The following is a 21,795-nucleotide window of genomic DNA, read 5'->3' as shown; positions in this document are numbered from 1 at the left end:
GGCCCACGTAACCTCAAGCCCTGAACAGGGTCTGGTCCAGCACCAGCGCCTTGCTCTCGCTGTCCAGCGTCACCCTGGCCCCCAGCGGCAAACACACATTCGGATCACAATGCCCACTGCGCCACCCGGCCAGCACGGGCACACCCAACGGCCCGAAGATGTCCTGCAACAGAGGTGTCAAAGCCGCCACGGTGATCCCGGCAAAATCGCCCACCAGCACACCCTCCACCCCTTCCAGCTTGCCTGCCAGGCGCAACTGGGTCAGCAGCCGGTCCACCCGATAAAGCGGCTCGTTGACGTCCTCGATGAACAGGATGCAGCCACGCGTATCGATCTCCGCAAGCGTTCCCAGGGTTGCTCCCAGCATGGACAGGTTGCCGCCCAGCAAACGCCCACGAGCCACACCAGGCAAAACGGAAGTCAACGCGAACTCGGCCGGGTGAACGATCACATCGCCCTCCCTTATCACTCCACTCAACTGTGCCACCAACGATGTCTCGGTGGGTGCCAGCTTGGCGCCCAGCAAGTCCGCATTGAGCATCGCTCCGTGGAACGTGATCAACCCGGTACGCCGGTTGATGGCCGTGTGCAGCGCGGTGATATCGCTGTAGCCGATCAGCGGCTTGGGATTGCACCGGATCAGCTCGAAATCGAGCTGGTCGAGCAGGCGCATGCTGCCGTAGCCACCGCGCATGCACAGGATCGCGTCGATCGCCGGGTCAGCGAAGGCATCGTGCAGATCCTGCAACCGTTGCTGATCGGAGCCTGCCAGGTAACCCTGAGCCTGCTCCACGCCCGGATAGATACGGCAGCGATAGCCACGCTCGGCGAACCACTGGCTGGCCTTTTGTGCATCCAGCCGTGCCGGCCCGGCCGGGGCCACGATGGCAAAGCAGGCGTCGCCTGGCAGCGCAACCGGTAAGCGTGATTCGATGCGTTCAGAGCAATTCATCGTGCAACTCCTTGCAGGTACAGGGCCGCCCAGTCTGAATGTGCAAGACGTTCCAACACAGCGGGAAAAGGCCCAAACAAAAATGCCGATGCCGCCTTTCGGCGCGCATCGGCATGTGCAGCTCACAGCAGGATCAGAGCTTGATCTTGGCTTCGTGAGCCTGCTGGTCGGCATGGTAAGACGAGCGCACCAGCGGGCCGGATGCGACGTTCTTGAAGCCCATCTTGTAGCCTTCTTCGGCGAACCAGGCGAAGGTGTCCGGGTGCACGAAACGCTGCACCGGCAAGTGGCTGCGCGACGGCTGCAGGTACTGGCCGAGGGTGAGCATGTCGATGTCATGCTCGCGCATGCGGTGCATCACCTCGATCACTTCCTCGTCGGTTTCGCCCAGGCCGAGCATCAGGCCCGACTTGGTTGGCACGTGCGGCACCAGCTGCTTGAACTTCTGCAGCAGGTCCAGCGACCAGTCGTAGTCAGACCCCGGACGCGCGGCCTTGTACAGACGCGGTACGGTCTCGAGGTTGTGGTTGAAGACATCCGGCGGCTCTTGTGCGGTGATCGCCAGGGCCACGTCCATACGGCCGCGGTAGTCCGGCACCAGGGTTTCCAGCTGCACACCCGGCGACAGCGCACGAATTTCGCGGATGCAGTCGGCAAAGTGCTGGGCACCACCGTCACGTAGGTCGTCACGGTCCACCGAGGTGATCACCACGTACTTCAGGCGCAGGTCGGCAATGGCCACGGCCAGGTTCTTTGGCTCGTCCACGTCCAGCGCCTTCGGCCGGCCGTGGCCGACGTCGCAGAACGGGCAGCGACGGGTGCAGATGTCGCCCATGATCATGAAGGTCGCGGTGCCACCGGAGAAGCACTCGCCCAGGTTCGGGCAGGACGCTTCTTCGCACACGCTGTGCAGCTTGTGCTTGCGCAGCAGTTGCTTGATGCGGTCTACCTCGGGCGAAACCGGGATGCGCACGCGGATCCAGTCAGGCTTTTTCGGCAGTTCGTCGGTGGGGATGATTTTTACCGGGATGCGCGCGACCTTGTCGGCGCCACGCAGTTTTACCCCAGCTTCCACCTTCTTCGGCGCGGAGCGCGGGGTGACATCCTGGGTGGCTATCAGGTTCGGCACGGCTTCTTGCACAGTTGTCATATTCAGTCGATTCCGCCCGTCAGGGTCGTCTGCTCAGCATAGTCGAGGTGCTTGACCAGCTGTCCGCGCAGCCTTGTCCTGACCTCGTCGAGTTCGATCGGGCCTGCGAGGTCACGCAGCTGGGTCATGGCCAGCCCCGCATACCCGCAGGGGTTGATTCGGCGGAATGGCGCAAGGTCCATGTCCACGTTCAGAGCAAGGCCGTGGAAGGAACGGCCGTTGCGGATTCGCAGGCCGAGGGAGGCGATTTTCGCTCCATCGACGTAGACACCCGGCGCATCGGGTTTGGCCGCAGCAGTGACGCCGTAGCTGGCAAGCAGCTCGATCAGCGTTTGCTCGATGCGGCTGACCAGTTCACGCACGCCAAAGCCCAGGCGGCGCACGTCCAGCAGCAGGTAGGCCACCAGTTGCCCAGGGCCATGGTACGTCACTTGGCCGCCGCGGTCAGTCTGCACCACCGGAATGTCGCCCGGCACCAGCAGGTGCTCGGCCTTGCCGGCTTGGCCCTGGGTGAAGACCGCGGGGTGCTCGACCAGCCAGATTTCGTCCTGGCTGTCGGGGCTGCGCTGCTCGGTGAAACGACGCATGGCTTGCAGCACCGGTTCATAGGGCTGCAGACCTAGATCGCGCACACCGAGACAAAGCGACATCACAGCACCATTTTCACGATGCCGGTCGCGCGCAGGGCGCTATTGATGTCGTGCAGCTGGTTCTCGCTTTCGGCAACGATGTGCAACTGCACCGTGGTGTACTTGCCTTCCTTGCTCTGGCGCTCGGCCAGGGTGGAAAGGTCGACCTTGGCGTGCTTGCTGAGGATCTCGATCACCGTGTCCTTGAAACCGACAACGGTATCGCCGATGACCTTGATCGGGTAATCGGCGCAGGGGAATTCGATTTTGTGCGACTTGACGTCAGGTTCGCTCATGGCGGAAACGGCCTCGTAAGCCGTGGCAACAACAACGCCCCCGCACGATCGGCGGGGGCGTGGCAGGTCACGTTATCAGTTGAACAACCCGTAGAAGAATAGACGGATGCTATCCCACATACGACGGATGAAACCACCTTCCTCGACGCCATCGAGGGCGATCAGGTCGGCGCTGTGAACCACGTTTTCGTCCAGTTTGACTTCCACTTTGCCGATCACGTCACCTTTGGCGATCGGTGCGGTGAGCTGCGGGTTCATGGTCATCGAAGCCTGCAGGCGCTTCAATTGGCCTTTAGGCATAGTCATGGTCAGGTCGTCGGCCAGGCCAGCCTTGACGATGCTGGTGGCGCCTTTCCAGACCGGCGCCTGAGCCAGCTCGGTGCCCTTCTGGTAGAAGGTCTGGGTTTCGAAGAAGCGGAAGCCGTAGGTCAGCAGCTTCTGGGTTTCGGCGGCGCGCGATTGTTCGCTGTTGGTGCCGAACACCACGGCGATCAGGCGCTGGCCGTCACGTACGGCCGAAGCCACCATGCAGTAGCCGGCTTCGTCGGTGTGGCCGGTTTTCAGGCCATCGACGGTCTTGTCACGCCACAGCAGCAGGTTGCGGTTCGGCTGCTTGATGTTGTTCCAAAAGAACTCTTTCTGCGAGTAGATCGCGTAGTGCGCCGGGTCGACGTTGATGATCGCGCGTGCCAGCGTGGCCATGTCGTGCGCCGAGGAGTAGTGCTCCGGGTTCGGCAGGCCAGTCGGGTTCATGAAGTGGCTGTTGGTCATGCCCAGGTCGGCCGCCGTCTTGTTCATCATGTCGGCAAAGGCGTCTTCGCTGCCGGCGATGTGCTCGGACAGGGCGACCGAGGCATCGTTGCCCGACTGGATGATGATGCCGTGCAGCAGGTCGCTGACGGTGACCTGGCTGCCGACCTTGATGAACATGCGCGAACCGCCGGTACGCCAGGCGTTTTCGCTGACGGTGACCGGGTCGTTCTCGCCGATCTGGCCACGGCGAATGTCCAGGGTGGCAATGTAGGCGGTCATCAGCTTGGTCAGGCTGGCTGGCGGCAGGCGCTCGTCACCGTTGTTCTCGACCAGCACGTTGCCGCTGGACGCGTCCATGAGTACATAGGACTTGGCTGCCAGTTGCGGTGGTGCCGGCATCATCTGCTCTGCCGCGAAGGCGACAGGCGTGATCAGCAGCAGTACGGGCAGGCAAAGTCGTTTGGCAAGGTTGGTGATGTTCATCCGTCTCTCGAAAATCGCTAATGGTCTGAGATGTTCCCTGGGCCACATCGTGTGCCCAGCGCCAGTCAGTCTAGTTTTTGCGGCCTTGGGCCGGGCCCGCAAAGTGCGGCTTTATGTCGCTGCGGGCAAAAGCGGACATTGTACATGCCCGCGCCAGGCAATTCATGACAAAACCGACAGGTCAGTCAGCTGTGACCAGCTTGGCCTGGCCAAGGTTCGCCAGGCGAATGCTGTCCTGCGCCTGCTGGATCTCGCCCTGGCTGTTGATCGGCCCCAGGCGCACACGGTGCAGGGTCTGCTGGTTGCGCACGATGGAGCTGATGAACACCGGTGCACTGACCATGGTGCTCAGCTTTGAACGCAGCAGCTCGGCGGCGTCCGGGTTGGCGAACGCGCCCACCTGCAGGAAGCTGCCACCGTTACCGGCCGGCACATTGTTACCGCCCACCTGCACCGGCACCACCGGCGCCGCGTGTTGCTGCGGCGGCGGCGTCCATTGCTCGACGCGGCCGGTGTTGGCGGCAATCGCCTGGGTCTGGGTGGACTGCGGCTCCTTGAGCATCATCGGTGGCTGCTGGCCCTTCTGCGCCCACCATTGCTGCGGGTCGATACCTTCGACACGCACGTGCGCGGTGCCGATCTCGGCGTAGCCGAGTTTTTTCGCTGCGGCGTAGGACAAGTCGATGATGCGGTCGGAATAGAACGGGCCACGGTCATTGACCCGCAAAATCACGCTGCGCCCGTTGGCCAGGTTGGTGACCTTCACGTAGGCCGGCAGCGGCAGGGTCTTGTGCGCCGCGCTCATGCCATACAGGTCGTACAGCTCGCCATTGGCGGTGTTCTGCCCATGGAATTTTGTGCCGTACCACGAAGCCGTGCCCTCGGCGCGGTAGCTGCGTGAGTCCTGCATCGGGTAGTAAGTCTTGCCCAGCACCGTGTACGGGTTGGCCTTGTAGTTGCCGGTGTGCACGGTCGGCGTGGCGTCGGGGATCTTGTTCACATCCACGTCCCACCACGGCGCGCCGTCCTTGTGCGCACGGTTGATGTCCAGGCCGGGCTGTGTGCGCACGGTGTTGCCGCTTTGCGACGTGGTCGGGCGGCTGGAAGAGCAACTGACCAGCAGCATGCCGACGGTCATGCAGGTCAGCAGCTTGAAGGTATTGGCAGAGATGATTGCGCGCATTACTTGACGCCCCGTGCTTGGACCAGCTGTTGCGCAAGCTGATGCACCGCCATGGCATACATCACGCTGCGGTTGTAGCGAGTGATCGCGTAGAAGTTCTTCTGGCCCATCCAGTACTCGGGGCCGTTGTCACCTTCCAGGCGGAAGGCAGTAACCGGCAGATCATCGCGCAGCGCATCATGGCTCGACCAGCCCAGCGCTCGCAACTCCCCGACCGTCTTCACCGGCTCGATACCGGTGGTCAGGCCCTCATCGACGCGTGCACCACTGACCTGGGCACGGCTGACCACGGCCTGGCCGGCCACCCAGCCATGGCGCTGGAAGTAGCTGGCGACACTGCCGATGGCATCGTCGGGGTTGTTCCAGATATTGATGTGGCCGTCGTTGTCGAAGTCCACCGCGTAATTGCGAAAGCTGCTCGGCATGAACTGCGGCAGGCCCATGGCACCGGCATAGGAGCCCTTGAGGGTCAGCGGGTCGAGCTGCTCATCACGCGCCAGCAGCAGGTACTCGCGCAGCTCCTTGCGGAAGAATTCGGCACGCGGTGGGTAATCGAAGCCCAGGGTCGACAGCGCATCGATCACCCGGTAGTTGCCGGTGTTGCGGCCAAAGAAGGTCTCCACGCCGATGATCGCGACGATGTACTGCGCCGGCACCCCATACGCCTGCTCGGCGCGGGCCAGCACCGCTTCGTGCTGGCGCCAGAAGTCCACACCACGGGCGATACGCGCGTCGGTGATGAACATCGGGCGGTATTCCTTCCACGGTTTGACCCGTTCGGCCGGACGCGAGATGGCGTCGAGGATCGATTGCTTGCGCTGTACCTCACGGAACACGCCCATCAACTGCTCGCTGGCGAAGCCGTAGTCGCGGCTCATCTCGCCGACGAACGCGGCCACCTGGGGCGAGCCGTCGTAATCACCGGCGTGAGCCTGCTGGACAGCGCCGAACAGGCCCACCGCACCGATCCACGGCGCACAACGGGCAGCCCAGTTACGCACTGCTTGCATGAAATTCTTCACCTTATTCAAACCTGTGCGATCCATTTGCGGTGCGTGTGGATCGACATCAGAACGCCAAACGCTGACAGCAGCGTCACCAACGAAGTTCCGCCATAGCTAATGAAGGGCAGCGGCACGCCCACCACGGGCAGAAGGCCGCTGACCATACCGATATTGACGAACACATATACAAAGAAAGTCATGGTCAGGCTGCCCGCCAGCAGCTTGCCGAACAGGGTCTGCGCCTGCGCGGTAATCATCAGGCCGCGGCCGATCAGCAGCAGGTAGACGATCAGCAGCAGGCAGATGCCGACCAGGCCGAACTCCTCGCCAAGCACGGCGATGATGAAGTCGGTGTGGCTTTCGGGAAGGAAGTCCAGGTGCGACTGGGTGCCGAGCAGCCAGCCCTTGCCAAACACCCCGCCGGAGCCGATCGCCGCCTTGGACTGGATGATGTTCCAGCCGGTACCCAGCGGGTCGCTTTCCGGGTCGAGAAAGGTCAGAACGCGCTGCTTCTGGTAGTCGTGCATCACGAAGAACCACATCGCCACCGCCACCGGCACCGCCGCCGTCAGCACGCTGAGGATCCAGCGCCAGCGCAGCCCGCCCATGAACAGCACGAAGGCGCCGGAGGCCAGAATCAGCAGCGCCGTACCCAGGTCCGGCTGGCGCACGATGAGGATGAACGGCACGCCGATCAGCACCAGGCTGATCGCCACGTGCTTCAGGTGCGGCGGCAAGGTGCGCTTGGACAGGTACCAGGCGATGGTCGCCGGCATGATGATCTTCATGAATTCCGAGGGCTGGAAGCGAATCACCCCGGGGATATTGATCCAGCGTGTGGCGCCCATGGCGTTGTGGCCCATGACGTCCACCACGACCAGCAGCAATACCCCGGTGAGATACGCAAGGGGCACCCAACGGGCCATGAAGCGCGGTTCTAGCTGGGCGATGACGAACATCGACACCAAGCCGATACCGAACGAGGTGGCCTGCTTGAGCAGCAGGTCCCAGTTCTTGCCGCTGGCCGAATAGAGCACGAACAGGCTGCCGGCCGCGAGGGTCAGCAGGATGATCAGCAAGGGGCCGTCGATGTGGATGCGCTGCAGGAAGCTGGCGCGTCGACGCATCACGTCCTCGCTGGAGAGCATGCGATCGAAATTGTTCATCACGGGGCCGTTTCCTCGGCGACGGTGGCAGGAGCGAACTCGGACTTCAGCCGGCCGTGCTCATCGAGCAGCCAGGCGTCCATGATCTGCCGCACTACGGGCGCGGCGACGCCAGAGCCGGACTCGCCGTTCTCGACCATCACCGAAACGACGATCTTCGGATCGTCGGCCGGCGCGAAGGCGACGAACAACGCGTGGTCGCGGTGGCGCTCCTGAAGTTTGTTGCGGTCGTATTTTTCGCCTTGCTTGATCGCCACCACCTGGGCGGTACCGCTCTTGCCGGCGATGCGGTACTGCGCGCCGGCCGCGGCCTTGCGCGCAGTACCCCGGGCGTTGTGCATCACCTGCTCCATGCCGTGGGTGACCTTGGCCCAATCCGCCTTGTCACGCAGGACGATGTTCTCCATCGGGTTCGGGTCCACCGGCGGCTGGCCTTCGATGGTCTTGGCCAGGTGCGGGCGGTTCCACACGCCTTTGTTGGCAATCAGCGCGGTGGCCTGGGCCAGCTGCAGCGGCGTGGCCTGCATATACCCCTGGCCGATACCGAGAATCAGCGTTTCGCCGGGGAACCAGGCCTGACGGCGGGTGGCGCGTTTCCATTCGCGCGACGGCATCAGCCCGGCCGACTCTTCAAACATATCGAGGGCGACCTTCTGGCCGATGCCGAACTTGTTCATGTAGCTGGACAGCCGATCGATGCCCATCTTGTGGGCAAGATCGTAGAAATAGGTGTCATTGGAACGCATGATCGCGGTATCCAGGTCGACCCAGCCATCGCCGCTGCGGTTCCAGTTACGGTATTTGTGGTCGTAGTTGGGCAACTGGTAATAGCCCGGGTCGAACACCCGGCTGCCAGCATTGACCACGCCACTGTCCAGGCCCGCAATGGCCACGGCCGGCTTGATGGTCGAGCCCGGCGGGTACAGCCCGCGCAGCACACGGTTGAACAACGGCCGGTCGATCGAGTCGCGCAGCTCGGCATAGGCCTTGAAGCTGATACCGGTGACGAACAGGTTGGGGTCGAAGCTCGGCTGGCTGACCATCGCCAGCACCTCGCCAGTACGCGGGTCAAGCGCAACCACTGCGCCTCGTCGGCCACCGAGGGCGGCCTCGGCAGCTTCCTGCAGCTTGATGTCCAGGCTCAGCACAATGTCCTTGCCAGGCTTCGGGTCGGTGCGCTTGAGCACCCGCAACACACGGCCGCGGGCGTTGGTCTCGACTTCCTCGTAGCCGACCTGGCCGTGCAGGTCGTCTTCGTAGAAGCGCTCGATGCCGGTCTTGCCGATGTGGTGGGTGCCGCTGTAGTTCACCGGGTCGAGTGTTTTCAGCTCTTTTTCGTTGATCCGCCCGACATAGCCGACCGAATGGGCGAAATGCGCACCCTGCGGGTAATGCCGAACCAACTGGGCAACCACTTCCACGCCGGGCAGGCGGAACTGGTTGACCGCCACGCGGGCGATCTGCTCCTCGTTCAGCTCGAACAGGATCGGTACCGGCTCGAACGGCCGTCGCCCCTGACGCATTCGCTTTTCGAAGAGCGCGCGATCGTCCGCCGTAAGCTCCAGCACTTCGACGATATTATCCAGCACTTCCTGCCAGTTACCCGCGCGTTCACGGGTCATCGACAGGCTGAAGCTGGGCCGGTTATCGGCGATGATCACCCCGTTACGGTCGAAGATCAGCCCGCGCGTCGGCGGGATCGGCTGCACGTGCACCCGGTTGTTCTCCGACAGCGTCGAGTGATAGTCGTACTGGATGATCTGCAGGTAGTACAGCCGCGCGATCAGTACGCAAATAAGCAGCATGATCGCCACCGCGCCGACCACGACGCGGTTACGCACCAGGCGGGCGTCTTTCTCGTGGTCCTTGAGACGGATCGGCTGCGACATCGGACTGCTTACAGGCTCATTTGTGGTAAGGGTGCCCGGACAATACGGTCCAGGCGCGGTAGATCTGCTCGCCGATGAGTATCCTTACCAACGGGTGCGGCAACGTCAGCGGCGACAGCGACCAGCGTTGCTCGGCGCGCGCACAGACCTCAGGCGCCAGCCCTTCCGGGCCGCCCACCATCAAATTGACCGTGCGCGAATCCAGCCGCCAGCGGTCCAGCTCGGTCGCCAGCTGCTCGGTACTCCAGGGCTTGCCATGGACCTCGAGGGTGACGATGCGTTCCCCAGGCTGAACCTTGCTCAGCATGGCCTCACCCTCCTGACGGATCAGGCGGGCGACGTCGGCATTCTTGCCACGGGTGTTCAGCGGGATTTCCACCAGCTCCAGCGACAGCTCCTGGGGCAGGCGCTTGGCATACTCATGCCAGCCTTCCTCGACCCACTTGGGCATGCGCGAGCCGACCGCGATGAGGCGCAGACGCACGACGCTTCCTTATTCCCGGTCTTTGAGCTTGTCGGTGAAGTAGTCGCTGGCGTTTTCCGGGCTGTGGTGCTTGGCATCGGCGGCACGGCTCTGCTCGGCTCCCAGCCACAGGCGCTCCAGGTCGTAGAACTGGCGGGCAGCGGCGGTCATCATGTGCACGATGACGTCGTTCAGGTCCAGCAGCACCCAGTCGCTGTCGCCCTTGCCTTCTTCACCCAGTGGCTGCGCGCCTTCTTTCTTGACCGCTTCACGGACCTTTTCCAGCATCGCGTTGATCTGGCGGTTGGAGGTACCGGTGGCAATGATCATGTAGTCGGTGAGGCTGTGCTTCTCGCGCACGTCGATGACCTGGATGTCCTGGGCCTTGACGTCTTCCAGCGCGCTGATGGTCAGCTTGACCAGTGCTTCGCCATTGATGCCGTTGGTTTTCTGCTTGCTCATATAAAACTCGTTCAACTCGTTGGATGAGGCGCCCGCAGGGCACCGTCAGTTAGGCACGCGATACAGTTCGTGCGCCTCGATGTAGGCCAGTACGGCGTCCGGCACCAGGAACCTCACCGACCTGCCGCTGGCCAGCAGCTGTCGGATCTGTGTAGCCGACACCGCAAGCGGCGTCTGCCAGACGAACGAAATATTACCCGCCGGGCCGGACATGGCGGTGGGATCGCTCTCGGAGCGCGCAGCCAATAGGTTGCGCAGCTCGTCAGGGGGTTCAACGTCGGCATCCGGGCGTTGCAGCACCAGGATGTGACAGTGTTGCAGCAGTTCTTCCCAGCGGTGCCAGGTTGGCAGGCCGCAGAAGGCATCCCAGCCCAGCACCAGGAACAGCTGGTCGTTGGCGCCCAACTCAGCGCGGACCGACTCCAGCGTGTCGAGGGTGTACGACGGCTTGTCTCGCGCCAGCTCCCGCGCATCCACGCTCAGGCGCTCGACGCCCTGCACGGCTTCACGCACCATGGCCAGACGATCTTCAGCCGCCACCTGCGGGGTATCGCGGTGAGGCGGGCGGGCATTGGGCAGCAGGCGCAGCTCGTCGAGCGCCATGAACTCGGCCACTTCCAGCGCACTGCGCAGGTGGCCGATGTGCACGGGGTCGAAAGTACCGCCAAGAATGCCGATGCGCCGGACTGCCTGGGCATTGCTCAACTCAGCAGGACTCCTGGCCGCGCAGTTGGCCGTCGCCGATCACCACGTACTTTTCGCAGGTCAGGCCTTCCAGTCCGACCGGGCCGCGGGCATGCAGCTTGTCGGTGGAAATGCCGATTTCCGCGCCCAGGCCGTATTCGAAGCCGTCGGCGAAGCAGGTCGGGGTGTTGAGCATCACCGAAGCCGAGTCGACTTCAGCCATGAACTGGCGGGCCTGGCCCTGGTGTTCGGTGATGATCGAATCGGTGTGGTGCGAGCCATAGTGGTTGATGTGCTCGATGGCCTGGTCTAGGCCGTCGACCACGCGAATCGACAGGATGGCGTCGAGGTATTCGGTGTGCCAGTCGTCTTCGGTGGCGGGTTTAGCATCGATCAGCGCTCGGGTACGCTCGCAACCGCGCAGTTCGACGGCTTTTTCCTGGAAGCGACGGGCCATTTCCGGCAAGAAGCTGTCGGCCACGCGTTGGTCGACCAGCAGGGTTTCCATGGCGCCGCAGATGCCATAACGGTAGGTCTTGGCATTGAAGGCCACGCGCCAGGCCTTGTCCAGGTCGGCGTGCTCGGCAACGTAGACGTGGCAGATACCGTCCAGGTGCTTGATCACCGGCACCCGGGCATCGCGGCTGATGCGTTCGATCAGGCCACGGCCACCGCGCGGGACGATGACATCGACGAACTCGGGCATGCTGATCAGCGCACCGACCGCTTCACGGTCAGTGGTCTCGACCACTTGCACCACGGCGGCCGGCAGGCCGGCCTCGGCCAGGCCACGCTGGATGCAGGTGGCAATCGCGCGGTTGGAGTGGATGGCCTCCGAGCCGCCACGCAGGATGGTGGCGTTGCCCGACTTCAGGCACAGGCTGGCAGCATCGATGGTCACGTTCGGGCGCGACTCGTAGATGATCCCGATCACCCCCAGGGGTACGCGCATCTTGCCCACCTGAATGCCCGATGGGCGGTAGCTCATGTCGCGGATGGCGCCGACCGGGTCTGGCAGGCTGGCCACCTGGCGCAGGCCGGTGATCATGCCGTCGATGCGTGCCGGGGTCAGGGCCAGGCGGTCGAGCAGTGCCGGCTCCAGGCCATTGGCCCGGCCGGCGGCTAGGTCCAGTTCGTTGGCTGCGGTAAGCTCGGCACGCGCGGCGTCTAGCGCATTGGCGGCGGCTTGCAGGGCGCGGTTCTTCTGCGCCGTGCTGGCACGCGCGATCACCCGGGAAGCCTGGCGAGCGGCGCGACCCAAGCGGGTCATATAGTCAAGAACGGACTCAGTCATGGGTTCGGTGTCTTGGCGAAGGGGAAATCGGCTGATTATAACTGTCGCGCAGGTATACGCCCAGCGGTGGCTGGCGGATGGTTCAAATTGGTCGACTGGAACTGTAGGAAAGATGTAACCGCGCTTATCGAACGGGCTCGGTTCAGCCTCGATTAAGCCATTCATTGCTATCATCCGCGCCTAGACCACGACGAACCGCCAAGCATGCCAGACAATGCCCCCTGCCCGGCCCGCGCCCTGCCAGACAGCTTCTTCGACCGTGACGCACAGACCCTGGCCAAGGCTTTGCTGGGCAAGGTCATCCGCCATCGCCACGGCAACCTGTGGCTGGCCGCGCGGATCATCGAGACCGAGGCCTACTACCTGACCGACAAGGGCAGCCATGCCTCGCTCGGCTATACCGAGAAGCGCAAGGCACTGTTCCTGGATGGCGGGCACATCTACATGTATTACGCCCGCGGTGGCGATTCGCTGAACTTCAGCGCCCACGGCCCAGGCAATGCCGTATTGATAAAGTCTGCCTACCCCTGGGTCGATGCCATCTCCGACGCCAACAGCCTGGCGCAGATGCAACTCAACAACCCCGACGCCAGTGGCAAGCTGCGCCCCGCCGAACGCTTGTGCGCCGGGCAGACCCTGCTGTGCCGGGCCATGAGCCTGAAAGTGGCGCAGTGGGACGCCCAGCGCTTCGACCCCGACCGCCTGTATGTCGAAGATTGCGCCATCGCCGTGCCTCGCATCGTTCAGGCCGCCCGCCTGGGCATCCCCCATGGCCGTGACGAACACCTGCCCTACCGCTTCGTCGACGCCGAATACGCCCGCTTCTGTACCCGGAACCCGCTGCGCCGGGGGCAAGTCGAAGGGCAAGACTTCTCAATCATTGAACAAGGAAGCTGAACATGGGCCAATGGCTCGACAGCCTGACCGGCTGGCTCAGCGCCAACCCGCAGTGGCTTGGTGTGGCAATTTTCCTGGTGGCCTGCATCGAGTGCTTGGCCATCGCTGGCATCATCGTACCGGGCACCGTCTTGCTGTTCGCGGTGGCGGTGCTGGCCGGCAGCGGCGCCTTCACCCTGGGTGAAACCTTGCTGCTGGGGTTCCTGGGCGGCCTGCTCGGCGATGCCCTGTCGTACACAATCGGCAAATACTTCCACCAGAACATCCGCCGCCTGCCGCTGTTGCGCCATCACCCGGAATGGATCGGCAGCGCCGAAACCTACTTCCAGCGCTACGGCATCGCCAGCCTGCTGGTCGGCCGTTTCATCGGCCCGCTGCGGCCGATGCTGCCGATGGTCGCGGGCATGTTCGACATGCCGCTGCCGCGCTTCATCGCGGTCAGCCTGCTGGCCGGCGCCGGCTGGTCGGTCGCTTACCTGTTGCCCGGCTGGGCCACCGGGGCGGCCATGCGCCTGCCGTTGCCGGAAGGGTTCTGGCTGGACGCCGGCATCATCGCCGGCACCCTGGCGGTGCTGATCGGCCTGAGCCTGAACAGCAGCATCCGTGATCAGCGCCACGGCACACGCCTGATCGCCGGCCTGAGTTTCCTGGCACTGGCTGGGGTGTTTCTGGGCTGGCCGTATCTTCACGAGTTCGACCAGGGCGTGATGACCCTGGTGCAGGAACATCGCAGCCAGGCCATCGACGGCACCGTGGTGCTGGTGACCCGCCTGGGCGATTTCCGCACGCAGTTCTTCCTCGGCGGGTTGCTTACTGGCCTGCTGTTGCTTGCCCGTCAATGGCGGCACGCCCTGTTCGCAGGCGGCGCACTGATGGGCACGGCGATTGCCAACGGATCGTTGAAGTGGCTGTTCGCCCGGGCGCGGCCGGAAGTGCTGACCGACCCGCTGACCAGCTATAGCATGCCCAGCGGGCACAGTTCGGCGTCGTTTGCGTTCTTTCTGGTGATGGCGGTGCTGGCGGGGCGCGGGCAACCGCCGCGCATGCGCCTTACGTGGATACTGCTGGGCTGCATTCCGGCGCTGGCGATCGCCTTGTCGCGGGTTTACCTGGGCGCGCACTGGCCGACCGACATTCTGGCCGGGGCGCTACTGGCCTGCTGCGTGTGCGCGCTCAGCCTGACACTGGTGCAGTATCGCCAGCCGCTCAATGCCTTGCCGCAGCGGGTGTGGTGGCTGGTGGTGCCGGCATGCGTTGCGCTACTGGCGTTTTTTGCCCTGCATGCGCTGCCGCATGCACTGGAGCGTTACCAGTATTGATGCAGCCTGAATTGGCCTCTTCGCGGGCTTGCCCGCGAAGAGGCCGGTAGCCAATCAGGCAAACAGTTCGCCCTGAATCCGCTCCAGCAGCTTCTGGATTTCTGCCAGCCGCTCCGACGGCGAGTCGATCGCCAGCAGGTCAAGCTTGTCCTCCTCCATGAACGGCAGCAGATAGGCCAACTGGTTGGCCAACGCCTGGCGCCCATCGACATCCCGGGGCATATCCAGCGCCTCGACCATCGGGTGTTCGCCCAACGCTACCAGCAATGCCAGCAGATCATCATCCTGATCGCTCAGCGGGCTGTCCGCCTGCTCCGGTAACCAGTGCACCTCGCCCAGCAGCAACTGGTCCTTCTGCACTTCAGTCTGGCTCAGCTCAAAGCGCCGCGCGCCTTCCACGCGGATGCCCAACAAGCCATTGTCCTGCTGGACGAAATCACGGATCAGCGCCTCGCAACCGATCGACGCGACCACCGGCGGCGCCTTGCCGACCTGCTCGCCTTCGACGATGCACACCACGCCAAAGCCGGTGCCCTGCTTCATGCAGCGGCCGATCATGTCCAGGTAGCGCGCCTCGAATATCTGCAAATCCAGCAGGCAACCGGGAAACAGCACGGTATTGAGGGGAAACAGCGGTAGCGTCATCACAACTCCTCAAGCCACCAGGCTGACCGCCAACGGCAGGAACACCGCCGTGGCCACCCCCATCAGGCTCATCGCCAGCGCGGCAAACGCGCCGCACTCGTCACTTTCCTGCAGGGCCACCGAAGTGCCCACGGCATGCGCCGTCACGCCCAACGACATGCCGCGCGCTTCAGGGCTGTGCACACCAAAACGGCTCAACAGCGCCGGCCCGAAAATCGCACCGATCACCCCGGTGATCAGCACGAACACCGCCGCCAGCGCTGCCACACCACCTATCTGCTCGGCCACCAGCATGGCGATCGGTGAGGTCACCGACTTGGGCGCCATGGTCATCAGGATCATATGTTCGGCGCCAAACCACCAGCCCAACAACAGGCAGCAGAGCGTGGCGAACAGGCCTCCGACTACCAGCGTAGTAAATGTCGGCCAGAACAGCTGACGGATACGCCGCAGGTTGAGGTAGAGCGGCACGGCCAGGGCCACCGTGGCGGGGCCCAGGAGAATGTTCATGATCTCGGTGCTCTTGCGGTACTCACGGTAGTCGATACCACCGAGCAGCAGCACACCGATCACCAGCACCATCGACACCAGCACCGGCTGCAGGAAGATCCAGCGGGTTTTCTCGTAGGCTGCCAGCACCACCTGGTAGGCCCCCAGGGTAATGCCGATGCCAAACAGCGGATGGTGGACCACGGCATCGAGCGCGCCTTGCCAGTCGAGCATCATGACTGCTGCTCCCGCTTGCCCTGGCGGTGCATGAGTTTCTGCATCAGCACACCGACGAACACCAGGGTGAGCAGGCAGGAAATCAGCAGCGCGCCGGCGATGGCCCAGAAGTCTGCGGCGATATCCTTGGCATACACCATCACCCCCACCGCGGGCGGCACCAACAGCAGTGGCAGGTAGCGCAACAGGCTGCTGGCCGCCTCGTTCAGCGGTTTGCCCACTTCACCGCGGGCCATGAGGAAGCACAATAAAAGCAATAGGCCGATGATCGGCCCAGGCAGAATCGGCACACACAGGTGATTGATCGCCGTACCCAGCAGCTGAAACAGTACCAGCCAGGTCAAACCACGCAACAGCATAAGGATCTCCTTCGGGCATGCTGGCCATTATAAGCACGCCTCAGGCTATAAGCGGGTATTCGGCCGAATGCTGGCAACTTGACTGCTGCGGTGCTCCCGTGATGACCTTGCACACTCGTACCAAATGACAACCTTGGAGAGTCGCGATGCCCTATGTACCGGTTACCGAGCTTGCGCAGTACGTTGGAAAGGAACTGGGACGTTCCGACTGGCTGAAGATCGATCAGCAACGCATCAACCTGTTCGCCGAGGCCACCGGCGATTTCCAGTTCATCCATGTCGACCCGGAAAAGGCCGCAAAAACGCCATTTGGCAGCACCATCGCCCATGGTTTCCTGACCTTGTCGCTGATCCCCAAGCTGATGGAAGACATCCTGGTATTGCCCGAAGGCTTGAAGATGGTGGTCAATTACGGGCTGGACAGTGTGCGCTTCATTCAACCAGTGAAGGTCGACAGCAAGGTCCGGCTGAAAGTGGACCTGGGCGAGGTGACCGAGAAGAAGCCTGGGCAGTGGCTACTGAAGGCTACCGTGACCCTGGAGATCGAGGGCGAGGAAAAACCTGCCTACATCGCCGAACCGCTTTCGCTCTGCTTCGTCTGATTGTGTTCGGGGCCGCCGCGCGGCCCCCTGCCATGGCTGTCTCATCAGCCCCATTGTGCGGCATACTCGGCAGACTTATTGCCCGGATTCCGCTATGCGTCCTCTGCTGCCCCTCGCCCTGACCCTGATGCTCGCCGCCTGTGGCGATGGCGAAGCACTGTCGCCACCGGACGCGCGCCTGCCCGACGGCGGCCGTTACCGGGGCCAGGTGGTCGATGGCCTGCTGCAGGGCGAGGGACGCATCGATTACCCCAACGGCAGCTGGTACGCCGGCGGCTTCAAGGACGGCCAGTGGCACGGCCAGGGCGAGTGGCACGGCAGCAACGGCGAGGTCTATCGCGGCCAGTTCGCCGCCGGCCTGTTCCAGGGCCTGGGCGACCTGACCACCCCCGGCAGCCATTATGCCGGCACCTTCAGCCACGGCCGCCGCGACGGCGAAGGCACGCTCAAGCAAGCCGACCAGACCTATCGCGGCCAGTTCAAGGACGACCAGTACGAAGGCGCGGGCGAGCTGGAGCTGGCTGACGGCAGCCGTTACCAAGGCCTGTTCGCCAAGGGCAAACCCAACGGTGCCGGCGTGCGCAGCGATGCCAGCGGCAACCAGTTCAGCGGCCGCTTCATCGACGGCCTGCTGCAGGGCAGCGGCACCTACGACAGCGTCGATGGCGAGCAGTACATCGGCGAATTCAAGGACAACCACCTGGAAGGCCGTGGCCGCTACGAAAACGCCGACGGCGATGTGTGGATCGGTGAATTCAAGGACGGCTCGCTGCTCGGCGAAGGCGAGCTGCTGGGCAGCGACGGCAGCCATTACAAGGGCCACTTCGTCGACTGGCGCCTGTCTGGCCAGGGCAGCCTGCAACTGCCCGATGGCAGCAAGTACGTCGGCGGTTTCGAAAACGATGCGTACCATGGCCAGGGCAAGCTGACCTTGGCCAGTGGCAAGGTCGAAAGCGGTTTCTGGGTCAACGGCGTGCGTGTGCGCGACCACAAGGGGACGCTGCTGCCCGACCCACTGGAGCTGGCCCTGCTCAACCAGGGCAGGCTGCTGGAGGAGACGCTGGCCCGCGTGCCACGCTCTGCACCGCCCATTCAACTGTACAGCCTGGTGGTGGCCGGGGACGGCCAGCAAAGCGTGTTCCTGCGCGAAGCCGACTATGTCAGCAACATGCTCAAGGTGCGCTTCGGCGCACGCGGCCAGGTCACCCTGGTCAACCACCGCGACCAGATGACCACCCGGCCCATGGCCACTCGCGAAAGCCTCACCCGCGCCGCGCGCACCCTGGCCGAGCGCAGCGGCCCGGAAGACCTGGTGTTCATCTACCTGACCAGCCACGGTAGCCAGGACCACCAACTGGTGTTCGACCAGCCGCGCCTGCAGCTGGCCGACCTCTCCGCCGACGAGTTGGCCAGCGCACTGGCGCCACTCAAGAATCGCGACAAGGTCATTGTCATCTCCGCCTGCTATTCCGGTGGCTACATCGCCCCGCTGAAGGACGAGCGCACCGTGATCATGACTGCCGCGCGCGCTGACCGAGTCTCCTTCGGCTGCTCGGAAGAGGCCGATTTCACCTACTTTGGCGAGGCCCTGTTCGCCCAGGCCCTGAACCAGACCGATGACCTGAAACAGGCGTTTGAACTGGCGAGCGCGAGCGTTGCCGAACGGGAAGGAAGAGAAGGTTTCGAAGCCTCCGAGCCACAACTGTGGGCACCGCCCGCGGTACTGGCACACTGGCAGCGCCTGCGCCAGCAGCAGGCCGAGGAAGCCTTACGGAATGCCGCACAGGCGACCGCGGGTGAACAGGAAAAAACGCCCGCCAGCCACTAAGCTTGTGTGTAACACAGGAGAGACATCATGTACTTGACGCCTCAGCATGTCCTGCTTGCCGGAGCCACGGGCCTGACGGGTGAACACCTGCTGGACCGCCTGCTCAACGAGCCCACCATCAGCCGTGTACTGGCGCCGACTCGTCGGCCGCTGGCCGAACATCCGCACCTGGAAAACCCGGTCGGCGACCCTGCTGTATTCCTTGCGCAACTGGCCGGGCGGGTCGATATCGCCTACTGCTGCCTCGGTACCACCTTGAAGCAGGCCGGCTCCGAACAGGCATTTCGCGCCGTCGACCTGGACATGGTGGTGGCCTTCAGCAAGCGCGCCCGGGAGATGGGTGCGCGCCACCTGCTGGTGGTGAGTGCAATCGGTGCCGACCCCAAATCGACGATCTTCTACAACCGGGTCAAGGGCGAGATGGAAGAAGCGCTGAAGGCGCAGGACTGGCCGCAGCTCACCATCGCAAGGCCTTCACTGTTGATCGGTGAGCGCATTCAACCGCGGCTGGGTGAGCGGCTGGCTTCGCCGTTTGCCCGGCTGATGCCGGGCAAGTACCGCGGCATCGAGGCGTGCACGCTGGCACGGGCGCTGTGGCGGCTGGCGCTGGAGGAAGAGGACGGGATTCGGGTGGTCGAGTCGGACGAGCTGCGTAGACTAGGCAAGAAGTGAAGGCCCTTTCGCGGGACAAGCCCGCGAAGAGGCCCTTACAACCCGCCGGTGGCCTGAAAGCCAACCCCGGCTGCGGTCAACAACGACAGCGGCAGGAACAAGGTATCGAGCAGCATGCTCCCCGGCAGGTCCAAGCGCGGGTACGCCGGGGCATCAGCACCGAAATGGTCCTTCGGGCAACACCCGCCATTGATCACATATAAATCCAGCCGGGTGCCGGCATACACCACTGGCGCGCCTGGCTTGTTGGCATCCAGCGTGCGCACCGTGGCACAGCCGCTGAGCGTCAGCACCGCCAGCAAGCTGACCAGACTGCGCTTCAATCATCCCCCCCTTGATGATGCTCGCCCCAACGCGGCAGCATGTCTTGCGGGATGTTCAGCAGATTGAGAATGCGTGCCACGACGAAATCGACCAGGTCGTCGATGGTCTGCGGCTGGTGATAGAAGCCGGGCGCGGCCGGCAGCATCACCGCGCCCATCTGCGAGAGCTTGAGCATGTTCTCCAGGTGAATGGTCGACAGCGGTGCCTCGCGCGGCACCAGGATCAGCTGGCGACGCTCCTTGAGGGTGACGTCGGCCGCACGCTCGATCAGGTTGTTGCAGGCACCGCTGGCAATGGCCGACAAAGTGCCCGTGGAACAGGGCACCACCACCATTGCCGCCGGGGCGCCGGAACCCGAGGCCACCGGCGACATCCAGTCCTCTTTGCCGTACACGCGGATCTGCCCGTCGGCAGCACCGGTGTACTCGGTCAGAAACGCCTGCATCGCCTGCGGCTTGGCCGGCAGCACCACGTCGGTCTCGGTCGCCATCACCAGCTGCGCGGCCTTGGAGATGAGAAAGTGCACCTCGCGGTCTTCGCGCACCAAGCAGTCGAGTAACCGCAGGCCATACTGCGCGCCGGAGGCGCCGGTCATGGCCAGGGTAATGCGTTCCGGCCCGCTCACTTCAAGGCCTCGGCCAGCTTGCCGTGCAGGCCGCCGAAGCCGCCGTTGCTCATGATCACGACGTGGGTGCCGGGCCGCGCCTGGCCCTTGACCCGCTCGATGATCGCCTCAAGGCTGTCGGCGACCACGCTCGGCACCTTGCACTGGGCGGCGGTGGCGGCCAGGTCCCAGCCCAGGTTGGCCGGTGCGTACCAGATCACCTGGTCGGCGTCGTTGACGCTTTCCGGCAGGCCATCCCGGTGCGCGCCTAGCTTCATGGAGTTGGAGCGCGGCTCGATGATGGCGATCACCGGCGCCTCGCCCACCCGCTTGCGCAGGCCATCGAGGGTGGTGGCGATGGCGGTCGGGTGGTGCGCGAAGTCATCGTAGAGGGTCACGCCATGCACTTCGGCGACCAATTCCATCCGTCGCTTGACGCTCTTGAAGGCGCTCAGGCCTTCGACAGCCATGGCCGGCACCACGCCCACATGGCGGGCAGCAGCCAAGGTGGCCAGGGCGTTGGCAACGTTGTGCTGACCGGTCAGGGCCCAGTCCACCACACCTTGCACTTCACCCTCGAACAACACTTCGAAGCGCGAGCCATCGGGGCTGAGCAGGCGTGCCTGCCACTGGCCGCCCACACCGGTGGTCTGTACCGGCGTCCAGCAACCCATGCCGATCACCCGCTCCAGCGCCAGTTCGGTGGTCGGGTGGATCACCAGGCCTTCGCTGGGGATGGTGCGCACCAGGTGGTGGAACTGCCGTTCGATGGACGCCAGATCCGGGAAGATGTCCGCATGATCGAACTCAAGGTTGTTGAGGATGGCGGTGCGCGGGTGGTAGTGCACGAATTTTGAGCGCTTGTCGAAGAAGGCGCTGTCGTATTCGTCGGCCTCGACCACGAAGAATGGCGTACCGCCCAGGCGCGCCGACACCGAGAAGTTCTGCGGCACGCCACCGATCAGGAAGCCCGGGCTCATGCCCGCGTGCTCCAGCACCCAGGCCAGCATGCTGCTGGTGGTGGTCTTGCCGTGGGTGCCGGCTACGGCCAGTACCCACCGGCCTTGCAGCACGTGGTCGGCCAGCCACTGTGGGCCGGACACATACGGCAGGCCCTTGTTCAGCACATATTCCACCGCCGGGTTCCCCCGCGACATGGCGTTGCCGATCACCACCAGGTCGGGTGCCGGGTCCAGCTGGGCCGGGTCGTAGCCTTGGGTCAGCTCGATGCCCTGGGCTTCGAGCTGGGTGCTCATCGGCGGGTAGACGTTGGCGTCCGAGCCGGTGACACGGTGGCCGAGCTCTTTGGCCAGCACCGCCAGCGAGCCCATGAAAGTGCCGCAAATACCGAGAATATGAATATGCATGATCGACCTCGCAAAACGTCGAGGCAGGGTAGCCCAAGGCTCGG

Annotated in this window: 24 protein-coding genes; 5 read left to right on the top strand and 19 right to left on the bottom strand. The window is 63.9% G+C overall.

What is annotated here, in order from left to right; translation table 11 throughout:
- Window positions 1–13: 13 nt before the first annotated feature.
- The 13 genes from ACIPIJ_RS25840 to ACIPIJ_RS25780 form a co-directional block, all read right to left on the bottom strand.
- Window positions 14–952: an LD-carboxypeptidase gene (locus ACIPIJ_RS25840; RefSeq protein ID WP_401082265.1), complete on the bottom strand. Its 939-nt coding sequence runs from the start codon at window positions 950–952 to the stop codon at window positions 14–16.
- A 133-nt stretch (window positions 953–1,085) separates the two neighbouring features.
- On the bottom strand, window positions 1,086–2,102 hold the full coding sequence (gene lipA, locus ACIPIJ_RS25835; RefSeq protein ID WP_401082262.1) for a lipoyl synthase: 1,017 nt from the start codon (window positions 2,100–2,102) through the stop codon (window positions 1,086–1,088).
- Window positions 2,103–2,104: 2 nt separating this feature from the next.
- Window positions 2,105–2,752 carry a lipoyl(octanoyl) transferase LipB gene (lipB, locus tag ACIPIJ_RS25830; protein ID WP_401082259.1) on the bottom strand — a complete coding sequence of 216 codons (648 nt, stop codon included), beginning with the start codon at window positions 2,750–2,752 and terminating at the stop codon, window positions 2,105–2,107.
- Window positions 2,752–3,027, bottom strand: coding sequence for a DUF493 domain-containing protein (locus tag ACIPIJ_RS25825; protein WP_009685832.1), 276 nt, complete (start codon window positions 3,025–3,027; stop codon window positions 2,752–2,754). The genes lipB and ACIPIJ_RS25825 overlap by 1 nt, the downstream gene beginning before the upstream one ends.
- Window positions 3,028–3,102: 75 nt before the next feature.
- Entirely contained in the window at window positions 3,103–4,263 is a 1,161-nt protein-coding gene (locus ACIPIJ_RS25820) for a D-alanyl-D-alanine carboxypeptidase family protein (protein WP_401082255.1), read from the bottom strand.
- A gap of 181 nt (window positions 4,264–4,444) precedes the next feature.
- Window positions 4,445–5,446, bottom strand: a complete 1,002-nt coding sequence (locus ACIPIJ_RS25815) for a septal ring lytic transglycosylase RlpA family protein (protein ID WP_401082252.1) — start codon at window positions 5,444–5,446, stop codon at window positions 4,445–4,447.
- Complete coding sequence (gene mltB / locus ACIPIJ_RS25810; protein WP_401082249.1) at window positions 5,446–6,456, bottom strand: lytic murein transglycosylase B; 1,011 nt, start codon at window positions 6,454–6,456, stop codon at window positions 5,446–5,448. The genes ACIPIJ_RS25815 and mltB overlap by 1 nt, the downstream gene beginning before the upstream one ends.
- Before the next feature lie 17 nt (window positions 6,457–6,473).
- Complete coding sequence (rodA, locus tag ACIPIJ_RS25805; RefSeq protein WP_258657774.1) at window positions 6,474–7,577, bottom strand: rod shape-determining protein RodA; 1,104 nt, start codon at window positions 7,575–7,577, stop codon at window positions 6,474–6,476.
- A 38-nt stretch (window positions 7,578–7,615) separates the two neighbouring features.
- Entirely contained in the window at window positions 7,616–9,505 is a 1,890-nt protein-coding gene (mrdA, locus tag ACIPIJ_RS25800; protein ID WP_401082246.1) for a penicillin-binding protein 2, read from the bottom strand.
- Between the two features lie 16 nt (window positions 9,506–9,521).
- Complete coding sequence (rlmH, locus tag ACIPIJ_RS25795; RefSeq protein ID WP_008090421.1) at window positions 9,522–9,989, bottom strand: 23S rRNA (pseudouridine(1915)-N(3))-methyltransferase RlmH; 468 nt, start codon at window positions 9,987–9,989, stop codon at window positions 9,522–9,524.
- Between the two features lie 9 nt (window positions 9,990–9,998).
- Window positions 9,999–10,430, bottom strand: coding sequence for a ribosome silencing factor (gene rsfS / locus ACIPIJ_RS25790; RefSeq protein WP_401082243.1), 432 nt, complete (start codon window positions 10,428–10,430; stop codon window positions 9,999–10,001).
- 45 nt (window positions 10,431–10,475) lie between these two features.
- Window positions 10,476–11,135, bottom strand: coding sequence for a nicotinate-nucleotide adenylyltransferase (nadD, locus tag ACIPIJ_RS25785; RefSeq protein WP_401082240.1), 660 nt, complete (start codon window positions 11,133–11,135; stop codon window positions 10,476–10,478).
- A 1-nt stretch (window position 11,136) separates the two neighbouring features.
- Entirely contained in the window at window positions 11,137–12,408 is a 1,272-nt protein-coding gene (locus ACIPIJ_RS25780; protein ID WP_401082237.1) for a glutamate-5-semialdehyde dehydrogenase, read from the bottom strand.
- A gap of 204 nt (window positions 12,409–12,612) precedes the next feature.
- Here ACIPIJ_RS25780 and ACIPIJ_RS25775 point away from each other — a divergent pair, with 204 nt between their 5' ends.
- Together ACIPIJ_RS25775 and ACIPIJ_RS25770 are read left to right on the top strand one after the other, a co-directional pair.
- Window positions 12,613–13,305 (top strand): DNA-3-methyladenine glycosylase, encoded by a 693-nt coding sequence (locus ACIPIJ_RS25775; RefSeq protein WP_401082234.1) that lies wholly within the window; start codon window positions 12,613–12,615, stop codon window positions 13,303–13,305.
- Between the two features lie 2 nt (window positions 13,306–13,307).
- Window positions 13,308–14,624 (top strand): bifunctional DedA family/phosphatase PAP2 family protein, encoded by a 1,317-nt coding sequence (locus tag ACIPIJ_RS25770; protein WP_401082231.1) that lies wholly within the window; start codon window positions 13,308–13,310, stop codon window positions 14,622–14,624.
- Between the two features lie 54 nt (window positions 14,625–14,678).
- Here ACIPIJ_RS25770 and ACIPIJ_RS25765 read toward each other — a convergent pair whose 3' ends face one another.
- From ACIPIJ_RS25765 to ACIPIJ_RS25755, 3 genes are read right to left on the bottom strand one after another with little or no spacing between them, the layout of a single operon-like run.
- On the bottom strand, window positions 14,679–15,269 hold the full coding sequence (locus ACIPIJ_RS25765; protein ID WP_401082228.1) for an LON peptidase substrate-binding domain-containing protein: 591 nt from the start codon (window positions 15,267–15,269) through the stop codon (window positions 14,679–14,681).
- Between the two features lie 9 nt (window positions 15,270–15,278).
- Window positions 15,279–15,995, bottom strand: coding sequence for an LrgB family protein (locus tag ACIPIJ_RS25760; protein ID WP_401082225.1), 717 nt, complete (start codon window positions 15,993–15,995; stop codon window positions 15,279–15,281).
- Window positions 15,992–16,354 carry a CidA/LrgA family protein gene (locus ACIPIJ_RS25755; protein WP_401082222.1) on the bottom strand — a complete coding sequence of 121 codons (363 nt, stop codon included), beginning with the start codon at window positions 16,352–16,354 and terminating at the stop codon, window positions 15,992–15,994. The genes ACIPIJ_RS25760 and ACIPIJ_RS25755 overlap by 4 nt, the downstream gene beginning before the upstream one ends.
- A gap of 146 nt (window positions 16,355–16,500) precedes the next feature.
- Here ACIPIJ_RS25755 and ACIPIJ_RS25750 point away from each other — a divergent pair, with 146 nt between their 5' ends.
- From ACIPIJ_RS25750 to ACIPIJ_RS25740, 3 genes are all read left to right on the top strand, one after another.
- Window positions 16,501–16,956: a MaoC family dehydratase gene (locus tag ACIPIJ_RS25750; protein WP_401082219.1), complete on the top strand. Its 456-nt coding sequence runs from the start codon at window positions 16,501–16,503 to the stop codon at window positions 16,954–16,956.
- Window positions 16,957–17,050: 94 nt separating this feature from the next.
- The gene (locus tag ACIPIJ_RS25745; protein WP_401082216.1) at window positions 17,051–18,784 is read left to right on the top strand and encodes a C13 family peptidase; all 1,734 of its coding nucleotides are present in this window, start codon (window positions 17,051–17,053) and stop codon (window positions 18,782–18,784) included.
- 27 nt (window positions 18,785–18,811) lie between these two features.
- Entirely contained in the window at window positions 18,812–19,456 is a 645-nt protein-coding gene (locus ACIPIJ_RS25740) for an oxidoreductase (protein ID WP_401082213.1), read from the top strand.
- A 35-nt stretch (window positions 19,457–19,491) separates the two neighbouring features.
- On the opposite strand, the gene ACIPIJ_RS25735 is transcribed toward ACIPIJ_RS25740, so the two are convergent.
- Genes ACIPIJ_RS25735 through mpl form a run of 3 tightly spaced genes read right to left on the bottom strand, consistent with a single transcriptional unit; the run spans window position 19,492 to window position 21,751 of the window.
- Window positions 19,492–19,779, bottom strand: coding sequence for a YceK/YidQ family lipoprotein (locus ACIPIJ_RS25735; protein ID WP_401082210.1), 288 nt, complete (start codon window positions 19,777–19,779; stop codon window positions 19,492–19,494).
- Complete coding sequence (gene ubiX, locus ACIPIJ_RS25730) at window positions 19,776–20,405, bottom strand: flavin prenyltransferase UbiX (RefSeq protein WP_401082207.1); 630 nt, start codon at window positions 20,403–20,405, stop codon at window positions 19,776–19,778. The genes ACIPIJ_RS25735 and ubiX overlap by 4 nt, the downstream gene beginning before the upstream one ends.
- Entirely contained in the window at window positions 20,402–21,751 is a 1,350-nt protein-coding gene (gene mpl / locus ACIPIJ_RS25725) for a UDP-N-acetylmuramate:L-alanyl-gamma-D-glutamyl-meso-diaminopimelate ligase (RefSeq protein WP_401082204.1), read from the bottom strand. Before mpl ends, ubiX begins: the two co-directional genes overlap by 4 nt.
- Window positions 21,752–21,795: the final 44 nt, after the last annotated feature.

Source organism: Pseudomonas sp. NPDC087185 (genome assembly GCF_044744955.1).
Classification (GTDB): Bacteria; Pseudomonadota; Gammaproteobacteria; order Pseudomonadales; family Pseudomonadaceae; genus Aquipseudomonas.
This window is presented reverse-complemented; position numbering and strand designations above follow the sequence as displayed.